Origin of the sequence: Streptomyces sp. NPDC047072, from assembly GCF_040643855.1 — a bacterium.
Classification (GTDB): domain Bacteria; phylum Actinomycetota; class Actinomycetes; order Streptomycetales; family Streptomycetaceae; genus Streptomyces.
Genome location: NZ_JBEYVC010000121.1, coordinates 21,345 through 32,739 on the forward strand (window position 1 = coordinate 21,345; position 11,395 = coordinate 32,739).

Genomic DNA, 11,395 nt, shown 5'->3' on the forward strand with positions numbered 1-11,395 from the left:
CCGAAAGCGGGCGTTTGGGATGCACCCTGCGAAACCACGCCGGAGCACCCGCGTGCCAGACTGACGCCATGCCTGAAGTCGTCTTCACCTCGGTCGCCCCCGTCATCCCGGTCCGGGATCTCGACGCCGCACTGGACCGCTACCGTCGCCTGGGCTTCGAGGCGCGTGCCTACGCAGGGCCGGACCGTTACGGCTTCGTCGAACGGGGCGGGGTCTCGCTCCACCTCAGTGAGTGGCCCGAGCACGATCCCCTGCGCACCGGGGCCGTCGTCTACCTGTACGTGAGTGACGCCGACGCCGTCTGCGCCGAGTGGCGGGCGTCCGGGGTGGAGGGGCGCTTCGTCGAACCGCGGGACACGCCGTACGGCCTGCGGGAGTTCGGCTATGTGGACGCCGACGGCACGGCCCACCGGGTGGGGTCGCCGGCCGCGGACTGAAGCGGAGCGGGAGGGCTTTGGTGGCCCGGACGGTGAGGTCCGGGCCGGGGTGGTGTTTCAGGCAGCGCGTTCGAGCAGATGACGGACCAGGGCGATCAGGGCCTGGGCCGAGGAGCGCTGGTCGCGTGCGTCGCAGTAGACGACAGGGGTGTCCGGAAGCAGGTCGAGCGCCTCGCGGATCTCCGCCTCGTCGAACTGCGGGGCCGTGGTGAAGGTGTTGACGGCGATCGCGTACTCGAGGCCGTACTCGTCGATCAGGTCGATGACCGGGAACGTCTCCTCCAGCCGTGAGGGGTCCACCAGGAGCAGCGCGCCGAGCGCCCCGCGGGCCATGTCCTCCCACAGCTGCATGAAGCGCTGTTGTCCCGGAGTGCCGAACAGGTAGAGCACCAGCTCGTCGCTCAGGGTCAGCCGGCCGAAGTCCAGCGCCACGGTGGTGGTCGCCTTCTCCGGCACGCCGCGCAGGTCGTCCACGTGTACGGACGCCTGCGTCATCTTCTCCTCGGTACGCAGCGGAGCGATCTCCGACAGGGACCCGATGAAGGTCGTCTTGCCCACGGCGAAGTGTCCGACCACCAGGATCTTCGCGGCGGTGGTCACGTCGGCCGAGACGTAGATGGAGCCGTTCACCGTGGGGTCAGCCGATGTTGAGGGTTTCGAGTCCATGCAGAACCTTCTCGAGAATCGCGCGGGGAACGTGCTGGGCGGGGGCCGGCTCGGCGCGGCGCAGGAGGTGACCCTGTTCGAATAAATCGGACAGCAGCAGCCGGGCCACGCCGACGGGCAGTCCCAGGTGCCCGGCGACCTCGGCGACGGACAGGTAGCCGCCCGAGCACAGGTCCCAGATGGCCCGTACCTCGGGGCCCGCGCCCAACGGCATGGTCCGGTCCGGCGCCAGACAGACCAGCGTGTGCAGAGCCAGGTCGTCGTCGGAGGGGAGACGGCGTCCACCCGTGATGACGTACGAGCGGACGAAGTCGCTGGTTACCGGTGCGTCCTCGCCTGGCCAGGTCATGCGTCTACGCCGGTGCTCTGGCGCGGTGCCGCGCTCATCGCCTTGGTCAGCGCGCCCACGGTCTTCTGCATCCGCATCGACATGGCCTCCATGTCGACGTCGAGGGCGGTCGAGACGGCCAGGTAGGAGCCGCTGCCGCCGGCGATGAGGAAGATCCAGCCGCCGTCGAACTCGATCAGTGTCTGCTTCCACTGCCCCTTGCCGCCGCCGACGAAGGGAGCCACGCTGCGGCACAGGGACTGCAGGGAGCTCATCGCGGCGGCGTTGCGCTCGGCGTCGTCACGGCCGATGCCGTCGGACCGCTGCATGAGCAGGCCGTCCGCCGAGACGAGGATGGCGTGGCGTGCCCCGCGCACCTCGAGCACGTCGTTCAACACCCACGACAGATCGGGATTCACTGGTTCTGAGGTCCTTCCGTGTTGTCAGAGTCCCGCCCGAGCGCAGTTCCGCGAGCGAAGGCCTTGAGACGCGAGGCCGTCTCTTCGCCGCCCGCGTCCTGGTCGGGTACGTCAGCACTGGGCGAGGCCACGACGGTGACGGGACCGTTGCGGCGCCGACGGCGCTTGGGGAGCCCCCCGGCCGTCTGACCGACGACGAGCGAGGCCACGGGGGCCGACTTGACCGCCGCCGGCGCCTGCTCGTAGTCGTCGAGGACGACGGGCGCGGGTGCGGGGACGTCCGCCGTCAGAAGGTTCTCGGGCACCCGGATCACGGCGCGGACGCCTCCGTAGGGGGAGACCGCGTCCACGGAGACGTGGAAGCCGTAGTGCGCGGCGAGCTTGCCGGAGAGGGCGAAGCCGAACTGGGGCGGGTCGCCGAGGTTCGTGATGTCCACGTCGCCGCCGACCGACATCAGGGCCGCCGCGCGGACCTTGGTCTCCTGGTCCATGCCGAGGCCGGCGTCGTCGACGATCAGGCAGATGCCGGTGGGCACGGCCTGGATGTTGACCTCGACGGGGGTGCCGGGCGCGCTGTACTTGGTGGCGTTGTCCAGCAGTTCGGCCAGGACCATGGCGACCGGTTCGACGGCGCGGCTGGTGATGGCCACATTGGCCTGGGAGTTGACGCGGACCCGTTCGAAGTCGCGGATCCGGCCCTGGGCGCTGCGCGCGACGTCGTAGACCGAGGCGTCGCGGTCGCGCCGTCCGAGCCAGCCGCCGCAGAGCACCGAGATGCCCTTGGTACGACGGCTGAACTGGCTGCCCGTGTGGTCGACCAGCATCAGGTCGGCGAGGACGGCGTTGTCGTCACCGTACTTCTGCTGGAGTCCGTCGAGCAGGGCCAGCTGCTCCTCGGCGAGGGTCGCGAGGGTGCCGACCGCCGACTTCAGGGTCGCCTTGGTCGCCGACTCGGCGTCCTGGCGCACCTCTTCGAGGTCGGCGGCATGCCGGGAGCTGACCGTGGAGTACGTGGTCTGCAGTTCCGCGAGCTGGCCGCGCACGGAGGCGATGTCGCCGTGCAGTTTGCTGTTGTTCGCGCGGAGATGGTTGTTGACTCTCCGCGCGCGTATCACTGCGAAGACCGCAGCGATGAGTATGACAAGCAAGATCCACAGGAGTGGATCCTCGAACAAGGACGTCATGAGACTCTCTTCAAGTCGCCTCGCGTCGGGAGACTGACCGTTCATGAGACCCCCGGAACCGCCCGCGGCCGTAGCGCCTCGGACCTTCCCGGCGGACCAACCGTCACTCCTTCACGATGGGGCCGTTGTGGCTGTCCCCCGTACGCGTACCTGACGCGCCGTCAGCCTACTGAAAAGTGGAATGATCTTATCAGTTGCCACAGTGTCAACAGGTGCCACACTAGGCCCACTTGACGAGTCTCCACAAAGAACCCCCAGCAGCGCCTCATCGACGCTGCGACGGGGTCCCGTCCATGATCATCGCGCGCAGCCTACCAAGGCTCCGCACCGGCCGTGGCCCGTCCGTCGAAAACTCGTTTGCGGCCCTCGGGCCCGCCCCCGACGCTTGCCCCATGCCGTATCTCCTGCGCCCCGCGGCGCTCACCGACGCGCCGGCCGTGACCGAGCTGCTCAACGAGATCGACCGCATCGAGATCGGACGCCCCGAGACCGATCTGCACACCGTGGAGGCCGATCTCAAGCATCCGGAGGCCGACCTCGCCCAGGACTCCTGGCTGGCCTTCGACGACGGGCGGCTGGTGGCGTACGCCCTGGTCTGGGACGACTCACAGGGCGAGCGCATCGACGCCGACCACTACGTGCTGCCCGACCACCAGCGGGCAGGGGAGCTGCTCCTGGAGGCGCTGGAGGGCAGGGCGCTGGAGCGGGCCCGGGCCAACGGCGCCGCCCGGGCCGTGGTGCACCTGCATCTCAACGCGGCGCCCACCACCGACCTCGCGATGCTGCGCGGCCGGGGCTGGTCCGTCGTACGCCGGTACCACGTACTGGAGCGGGAGGTGCGGGCCGGAGCGGACCTGCCGCCGCGGCCGCCTTCGGGGGTGCGGGTGCACGCGTGCGCCGACGAGGCGGACCGGGCCCGGGTGCACGCCCTCTACCAGACCACCTTCGCCGAGCACTTCGACTTCCAGCCGCGCGGCTACGAGCAGTGGCTGCACGACGTCGACGGCGACCGGATCGACTGGTCCCTGGTCTGGATCGTCACCGTCGAGGGGATCGGCGACGCCGGGTTCCTGCTCGCCCGCGACGACCGGGAGGCGATGGGCTGGATCCGCAGCCTCGGCGTCGTGCGCGAGGCGCGCGGCCGCGGGATCGGCGGCCTGCTGCTGGGTCACGCCTTCGCCGCGTTCGCGGCGCGGGGCCGCAAGACCGTCGGCCTCGGCGTGGACACCGCGAACGCCACCGGCGCGCCCCGGTTGTACGCGCGCAACGGAATGTCCGTCCATTACGCCGTCGACACGTGGGAAATCACCGTCGCCTGAATCCGTGAATTCCCCGGCGCATTCATCGTGCGACGGGAATGCGATCACGGCGGTTCAGCTTAGTTTGCGGGTACAACGGCATCTCACCGCAGGGGACGGCCGGTATACGAGATGTCATGTCGCACTCCCCCGCTCCGCCCCGGCACATCACGGCAACCGTCACGCTCGCCTGTCTCGGGGTCTTCGTCTCCTATCTGCCGGTCGTGGGCGTCTCCGTCGCGCTCCCGGTCATGCAGCAGGCGCTGAACGCGTCCACCGCCGGACTCCAGTGGATCACCGACGCGTTCATCCTGCCCACCGCCTCCCTGCTGCTGACCTGCGGCATGATCGGCGACCTCTACGGCCGCAGGAAGACCTGGCTGGCGGGGCTCGCGCTGTTCTGCCTCGGCTGCCTGGTCTGTCTCACCGCCGGCAGTGTCGTGCAGGTGTGCGTGGGCCAGGCGCTCACCGGGATCGGTACGGCCGCCCTGCTGCCCTCCACGCTCGCCCTGATCGGCCATGTCCTGCCCGACCCGGCCGCACGCGCCAGGGCGATAGCCCTCTGGACGGCCGCGCTCGGGCTCGGCCTGACCCTCGGGCCGCTGGTCAACGGGGTGATCGTCGAGCACGCGAGCTGGCGGTGGATCTTCCTGCCCTCGCTCGTCGTCGGCGCGGTCACCGCCCTGGCCGGGGCCGTCGTCCTGACGGACTCGCGCGCCGAGCGCGAACGCCACCTCGACGTCCCCGGCCAGCTCCTCGCGATCGTCGCCGTCACCGGTCTGGTCTACGGCGTGATCGAGGGCGGAAGCGCCGGCTGGGGGTCGGCCGAGGTCGTGCTCGCGTTCCTGCTGGCGGCCCTCGCACTGCCCGCCTTCGTCGTCGTGGAGCTCCGCTCGCCCTGTCCGATGCTGGACATCCGGCTGTTCCGGTCCGCCGCGTTCTCCGGTGCCGCGCTCGTCATGGCGCTCACCCTGTTCGCGCAGGTCGGCCTGGTCTTCGCGCTGAGCGAGTACTTCGGGCTGGTGCACCACGCCTCGACCTGGGACATCGGGGTACGGCTGCTCGCCCTCAACGGCTTCACCGTCGTCCTCGGTCCCCTGGTCGGCCGGCTCATGAACCGCGCCACGCCCGGACTGCTGCTGGTCACGGGCCTGGTCGTCGGGAGCGTCGGGGCGCTGTGCGTGAACCTCTTCCAGGCTGGTACCGGCACCGGTGAGGCGGCGCTCGTCATCGCCGTCCTGGGAATCGGCATCGCCCTCGCCATGGCCCCCGTCACCACGATCGCCATGGACAGCCTCCCGCACCGGCTGGCGGGCACGTCCGCGGCCGCCAACAGTGCCCTGCGGCAGATCGGCAGCGCGCTCGGTCCGGCCGTCTTCGGAGTCGTCCTCACCCACCGGACCCTGGAGACCCTGCCGGGGCACCTCGCGGGGTCGGGGCTCGATCCCGCCGACCAGGGCGAGGTCCTCGGGCTCGTCTCGCACGTCGGCATCCAGGCGGGCGCGTTCCTCCAGCTCGGGACACCCGAGGCGACCGAGCAGGCGCGGGCCGCCTATGGAGCGGGCTTCACCGACGCGCTGCACACCTGCGCGCTGGTCGGCGGGGCCGGCATGCTGCTGGCCGCGGTGGTGGCGTTCGCGTTCATCGGGGTACGGCGACGCGTCGCGGCCCCCGGGAAACGGCCGGCCGCGGTCTCCTGAGGCACGGACAGGGGTGGCTGTCCGCCGGCGAACCGCGGCGGGCAGCCACCCCTGCGGGGTGTTCGTACCGGTCTGCGTCACATGGGACGGCGCCGGGTGCGACGCAGCAGAACGAAGCCGGCGATCAGGAGCACCGAACCGGCCGCGGCCGGCCACAGCTGGGCTCCGGTCTCGGCGAGGCTCTCCTGGCCGCCCTGCGGCTGGGTCTGCGCGCCGACCGCCGGGGGCTGGGCGATGACCTCGGTCGTACCGAGTTCGTCGTCGTTCGCCGCGGTGTCGTCCTGTGTGCCGGAGGGGGCCTGTGTCTCCGGCTCGGCCGAGGGGGCGGTGGTGCTGTGTGCCGTGGGGGACGTGTACGTCTTCGGCTCGTCGTTCCCGGTTCCGTTTCCGTTCCCGGCGGGCGCGGTGTTCTGGTCGTCGGCCGAGGGCTCGGAGGTCACGGGCGGGGTCGGCTCCTGCGACTGGTCGTCGGCGGGGGGTTGTTCGGTGCCGGAACCGTTGTCGCCACCGCCGTTGTTGTTTCCGCCGCCGTTGTTGTTTCCGCCGCCGTTTCCGCCGTTGTCATTGCCTCCGTTTCCGCCATTGTCGTTGCCGCCGTTGTCATTGCCCCCATTGCCGCCGTTGTCGCCCGTTCCGGCGCCGCATGTGCGGCCCTGGTTGATGCAGTCGACCATCTGCTTCATCAGGCCCTCGTCGAAGACGTTGATGAAGTCGCCGTGGTCGGTCACCGGCTTGTGCAGCTGCTCCGGGAACGAGTCCACCGCGAACAGCGGCGTGGTGCGGCCCCCGTCGTTCAGGCTCGGCGCGTCGACGTCGTAGACGATGCGCTGGACCAGCTGCGGGATGGCCTCGAAGCCCTGCGGGCAGCTGCCGTCGGCGCCGGCGAAGGCCACGTGCGTACGGTGGTTGGCGCTGTCGATGTTCTGGCCGTCCCAGCAGCTCTGGAAGCGGAAGGTGCGCACCACGTCACTGCCCGAGGGGCACAGCGGGTACTTGTCCTTCAGCTGCCGGTCCTCGAACCCGGTGCAGCTCCAGGACGCGTTGGCGTTGGCGGTGCCGTTTACGAAGGCCTTCGCGTCGCCGGTGATGATGCGCAGCAGCCGGGGCATCTCGGTGACCTTGGAGCGCGGGTTGCCGACGAAGGTCAGGGTGACCTCCTTGGCGGTGACGATCTCGCCCGCGTTGCCCTCGATGCCGCCGCCGGGGCTGTTGGCGTCCTGCTCCTGGGTACCGTTCTGGAGCCGCAGGACAGGCCAGTAGTACGTGGACCTGTCGCCCTGGTCGACACAGCTGGTCTGCGCGTTCGCCAGGTCCTGGTCGGAGGCGAAGGCGGTGTTCGACTGGTTGCCGATGTAGTCGTGGAAGTGGTGGGCGCCGTTGCTGACGCCGGGGGCCACGATCACGTTGTCCGAGTTGAACAGGCCGTTCGCGTTCACTCCGCAGCTGGTGACGAAGGTGCCGGAGGAGGGGCCGTTGCCGGTGTCGGGAGCCTGGGAGGGCTGGACGGAGTTGATGTCCGCGTAGTCCGCGGCGACGGGCCCGTTGCCGGCCTGCCCACCGTTGCCCTGCTGCTGCCCGCCCTGGTCCTGACCACCCTGGTCCTGACCGTCACCCTGCTGGTCACCGTTCTGGCCGTCACCCTGGTCTTGACCGTTTCCCTGGTCCTGACCGTCCTGCTGGTCCTGACCGCCCTGGTCGCCGTTCTGGCCGCCACCGTCATCGGCCGACTCCCGCATCTGGCACGCCGCCATGGAGTCGAGCCCGTCCTGGCCCGCTCCCGCGCGTTGGAGCGCCGCGGAGATGCGCTGGATCGTGGCGGCGCGGTTCTGCTGGAGCGGGTCGACGATCTGGCTCTGCGCGGCCTCGCGGCTCCCCACCGCCGGGTCCTGAAGGCGCTGGTAGGCCTCGGCGACCTGCTGGTCCAGGAAGGCGAGTTCCTTGTCGACGTCGGCCCTCGACTCGTCCGGCACGTCGGTCAGGGCGTCGCCGACGTCCGGGCAGCTGACGGTGACGGCTCCCCACGGCGTCTGCAACGTCCGGCTGTCCTCCGTGGCGGAGGCGTACACATTGACCGCGACCAGTCCACCACCCCCGAGCATGAGGGCAACTGCCGCGAAGGTCGCACGACGTGCGCCTGTCGGTCGTCTGCGGTTACTGCGTCCCACGGAAGCACTCCTGCACATCTCGACTCTGCGGGCATGCAAATCCCTCGCCCCATACGGATGTCGGGCCCCGCGTGTTCAAGCACTCACGAAATTCACAGCAGACTCTTGGGCGACACCCGGATCCGCAGCCCCCGACGCCCCTCTGTACTGGGAAAACGAGGTGCTCCCACGGCCATCGCGGCTCTACGGTTCTCATCATGAACAGCACCGGAACCGAGCGCCTGTTGAACGTCGTGGACGTCGAGGCGACCTGCTGGCCCGGCTCCCCTCCCCCCGGCTCGGTGAGCGAGATCATCGAGATCGGTCTGACCGTCGTGGACCTCGACGCCGCCGAGCGGACCGCCCGGCACCGGATCCTGGTGCGCCCGGCGCGCTCCCGAGTCAGCCCCTTCTGCACCGAGTTGACCGGTCTGACCCAGCAAGAGGTCGACCAGGGCGTGTCGTTCGCGGAGGCCTGCCGGCTGCTGGCGGCCCGTCACACCGCGGGTGCCCGGCCCTGGGCCAGCTGGGGCGACTACGACCGCAACCAGTTCGAGAGGCAGTGCCGGGCCGGCGGGACGCCGTACCCCTTCGGCCGTCGCCACACCAACGCCAAGGCGGTCTTCACCGCGGCCCACGGCCTGCGCAAGCGTCCCGGCATGGCCCAGGCGCTGCAGATCGCGGGGCTGCCGCTCGAAGGGCGTCATCACCGGGGCGAGGACGACGCGTGGAACATCGCCGCCCTGGTGCTCCACCTCGCCGGGCGGGACGGCTGGCCCACGGACTGACGTGTGCCGCGGGAGGTACCGGGCACTCGGAGCGGGCCCGCCACCCGATCCGTACTGGCTGGAGGTCCCGATGACGGCCGAGGAGCGCGTCTACGACGAGCAGGGGGACGTGCCTCTGGAGGGCTACGCGATCCTCGCCGCGGTCTTCGCGGGCGGCGCCACGCTGTTCGCGGTGGCGGCACGCCGACGCGGGGTGCGGCTGCCCGACCGGGTGCCGCCGTGGGACGTGGCGCTGCTCGGCACCGCGACCTTCAAGGCCGCCCGGCTGCTCGCCAGGGACCGGATCACCAGTTTCGTCCGGGCGCCGTTCACCCGCCGCGAGGAGGAGGGCACGGCCAACGAGGTCGAGGACGCGCCTCGCGGTGAAGGAGTGCGCCGGGCCGTCGGAGAGCTGGTCTCCTGCCCGTTCTGCGTCGCCGCCTGGGTGGCCGGGGGCCTCACCGCCTGCTACGCCGCCTCCCCGCGCACGGCCCGTCTGGTCTCCGCCGGGCTGACGGCGGTGACGGTGGCGGACTGGCTCCAGTACGCCTGGACCTGGACCGAGCAGTCGGAGGAGTGAGGGACCGCAGGCCCGCTGCCGTGTCGACATCGGCGCCCCGGGTACTCGGATCTCTCCGTCACGGCTCCGCGCATGTGGGCCGACCAGGAAGGGGGCAGCGATGACGCAGCATGCCGACGACGATCCGGCCGACCGCCACGGGGGCGTGGCCGAGCTGCGGCTGGCGACGGGCGACCCCGGACCGGCCCTGCCCCTCGACCGCAACCAGGCGATCCTCCAGGCCGCCAAGCAGGTCGGCGCGATCCTCAAGCGGCAGGGCCACGCCTTCGCCCTCGCGGGCAGCGTCGCCGTGTACGCGCACGGCGGCACCCAGAACCTCCAGCACGACGTCGACTTCTGTATCCGCCCCGAGGACGCGCAGGCCGTCGCCGAGAGCCTGCGCGAGGCCGGGCTGCCGGTGCGTACCCCGCCGGAGGACTGGCTGTTGAAGGCCGACTGCCTCGGCCAGCAGGTCGACCTCATCTTCGAGCTGGCGCACCAGCCGGTCACGGCCGAGCTGCTGGAGCGCGCGGACGAGCTGTCGGTGGACTCCGTGTTCATGCCGGTGCTGTCCCCCACCGACCTGCTGCACAGCCTGCTGTCCGCGTTCTCCGAGCACCACTGCGACTTCGGGGCCGTCCTGCCGATCGCCCGCACGCTGCGGGAGCGGGTCGACTGGGCGGCGCTGCGCCGGGACTGCGGGGACGCGCCGATGCCGGACGCGTTCTTCTACTTCCTGGAGCGGCTGGAGGTCATCGCACCGCGGACCGGGGAGGGAGTGTCATGACCGAGCCCGCCGCCGACCACTCCGGGGAGAACGTGGAGTACCGCGTGGCCCATCTGCGCGACCGGCTGGCCGCCGAGGAACTGGGCGAGCTGGGTGTCCGCGCCGAGGTGCGGGCCGGGGCGGTCGTCGTCACCGGCACCGTGCCGTCCGCGCAGTGCCGCGAGACCCTGTTGCGGACCGTCCACGAGGAACTCGCCGGACTCGCCGTGCACACCGACGTGGTGGTCGCCGAGACCGCCACGCCCGATCATGCGGAGGACCTGCCGTGATCCGCGTCGCCGCCGTCGGGGACATCCACATGGGCCTCGACAGCCAGGGCCTGCTGCGCCCCGCCTTCGACACCCTGCCCGACTGCGCCGACCTGCTCCTGCTCGCCGGCGACCTGACCCGGCACGGCACGCCGGACGAGGCGCGGGTGGTGGCCCAGGAGGTACGGGACCTGCCGGTCCCCGTCGTCGCGGTGCTCGGCAACCACGACCACCACGACGAGCAGCCCGCGAAGGTCGCCGCCCTCCTGGAGGACGCGGGCGTCCGGGTCCTGGAGGGCGAGGGGACCGTCGTGGAGTGCGACGGCGTCCGGGTGGGCGTCGCCGGGACCAAGGGGTTCGGCGGCGGGTTCGTGGGGCGCAGCGCCGGGGAGTTCGGCGAGCCGCTGATGAAGGAGTTCGTACGGTACTCACGGCGCTGTGCGGACGGGCTGCGCGGTGCGCTGGAGGAACTGGACCGGGAGGGCTGCGCGGTACGGGTGGCGCTGACCCACTTCTCCCCCGTCGCCGACACCCTCGCGGGTGAGCCGCTGGAGATCTACCCCTTCCTCGGCAGCTATCTGCTGGCCGAGGCGATCGACACCGCGGGCGCCGACCTGAGCGTGCACGGCCACGCCCACGCGGGCACGGAGCACGGGGTGACGGCGGGCGGAGTGCGGGTACGGAACGTGGCGCAGCCGGTGATCCGCCGGGCGTTCAACGTGTACCACCTGCACACGGACTGACGACGGCGCACCAGCACCGGATAACAGAGGGGAGCTCGCAGAGCTCACAGAGCGAGGGCCGTGGTACTGCCCCCGCCACTCGCGGTGTTGCCGGGCCCGCAGCCGGTCGCGGTGC

General features: G+C 71.0%; 13 protein-coding genes. 8 read left to right on the plus strand and 5 right to left on the minus strand.

What is annotated here, in order from left to right; translation table 11 throughout:
- Nucleotides 1–68: 68 nt before the first annotated feature.
- Nucleotides 69–437 (plus strand): VOC family protein, encoded by a 369-nt coding sequence (locus ABZ896_RS36390; protein WP_360938756.1) that lies wholly within the window; start codon nucleotides 69–71, stop codon nucleotides 435–437.
- 57 nt (nucleotides 438–494) lie between these two features.
- On the opposite strand, the gene ABZ896_RS36395 is transcribed toward ABZ896_RS36390, so the two are convergent.
- From ABZ896_RS36395 to ABZ896_RS36410, 4 genes are read right to left on the minus strand one after another with little or no spacing between them, the layout of a single operon-like run.
- A complete protein-coding gene (locus tag ABZ896_RS36395) occupies nucleotides 495–1,103 on the minus strand; it encodes an ATP/GTP-binding protein (protein ID WP_360938759.1) in 609 nt (202 codons plus the stop codon).
- Nucleotides 1,075–1,452, minus strand: coding sequence for a DUF742 domain-containing protein (locus ABZ896_RS36400; RefSeq protein ID WP_360938762.1), 378 nt, complete (start codon nucleotides 1,450–1,452; stop codon nucleotides 1,075–1,077). Before ABZ896_RS36400 ends, ABZ896_RS36395 begins: the two co-directional genes overlap by 29 nt.
- Nucleotides 1,449–1,850 (minus strand): roadblock/LC7 domain-containing protein, encoded by a 402-nt coding sequence (locus tag ABZ896_RS36405; protein WP_360938765.1) that lies wholly within the window; start codon nucleotides 1,848–1,850, stop codon nucleotides 1,449–1,451. Before ABZ896_RS36405 ends, ABZ896_RS36400 begins: the two co-directional genes overlap by 4 nt.
- Nucleotides 1,847–3,034: an ATP-binding protein gene (locus tag ABZ896_RS36410; protein WP_360938768.1), complete on the minus strand. Its 1,188-nt coding sequence runs from the start codon at nucleotides 3,032–3,034 to the stop codon at nucleotides 1,847–1,849. The genes ABZ896_RS36405 and ABZ896_RS36410 overlap by 4 nt, the downstream gene beginning before the upstream one ends.
- A gap of 392 nt (nucleotides 3,035–3,426) precedes the next feature.
- On the opposite strand from ABZ896_RS36410, the gene ABZ896_RS36415 reads away from it, so the two are divergent.
- Entirely contained in the window at nucleotides 3,427–4,353 is a 927-nt protein-coding gene (locus ABZ896_RS36415) for a GNAT family N-acetyltransferase (RefSeq protein WP_360938771.1), read from the plus strand.
- A gap of 116 nt (nucleotides 4,354–4,469) precedes the next feature.
- On the plus strand, nucleotides 4,470–6,032 hold the full coding sequence (locus ABZ896_RS36420; protein ID WP_360938774.1) for an MFS transporter: 1,563 nt from the start codon (nucleotides 4,470–4,472) through the stop codon (nucleotides 6,030–6,032).
- 77 nt (nucleotides 6,033–6,109) lie between these two features.
- On the opposite strand, the gene ABZ896_RS36425 is transcribed toward ABZ896_RS36420, so the two are convergent.
- Complete coding sequence (locus ABZ896_RS36425; protein ID WP_360938795.1) at nucleotides 6,110–8,131, minus strand: DUF1996 domain-containing protein; 2,022 nt, start codon at nucleotides 8,129–8,131, stop codon at nucleotides 6,110–6,112.
- Between the two features lie 263 nt (nucleotides 8,132–8,394).
- Between ABZ896_RS36425 and ABZ896_RS36430 the strand changes: the two genes are divergently transcribed.
- From ABZ896_RS36430 to ABZ896_RS36450, 5 genes are all read left to right on the plus strand, one after another.
- Complete coding sequence (locus ABZ896_RS36430) at nucleotides 8,395–8,964, plus strand: 3'-5' exonuclease (RefSeq protein WP_360938777.1); 570 nt, start codon at nucleotides 8,395–8,397, stop codon at nucleotides 8,962–8,964.
- A 70-nt stretch (nucleotides 8,965–9,034) separates the two neighbouring features.
- Nucleotides 9,035–9,523, plus strand: a complete 489-nt coding sequence (locus ABZ896_RS36435; RefSeq protein ID WP_360938780.1) for a DUF1360 domain-containing protein — start codon at nucleotides 9,035–9,037, stop codon at nucleotides 9,521–9,523.
- Between the two features lie 100 nt (nucleotides 9,524–9,623).
- Entirely contained in the window at nucleotides 9,624–10,289 is a 666-nt protein-coding gene (locus tag ABZ896_RS36440) for a hypothetical protein (protein ID WP_360938783.1), read from the plus strand.
- Nucleotides 10,286–10,558, plus strand: a complete 273-nt coding sequence (locus ABZ896_RS36445; protein ID WP_360938786.1) for a BON domain-containing protein — start codon at nucleotides 10,286–10,288, stop codon at nucleotides 10,556–10,558. The genes ABZ896_RS36440 and ABZ896_RS36445 overlap by 4 nt, the downstream gene beginning before the upstream one ends.
- The gene (locus ABZ896_RS36450; RefSeq protein ID WP_360938789.1) at nucleotides 10,555–11,280 is read left to right on the plus strand and encodes a metallophosphoesterase; all 726 of its coding nucleotides are present in this window, start codon (nucleotides 10,555–10,557) and stop codon (nucleotides 11,278–11,280) included. Before ABZ896_RS36445 ends, ABZ896_RS36450 begins: the two co-directional genes overlap by 4 nt.
- Nucleotides 11,281–11,395: the final 115 nt, after the last annotated feature.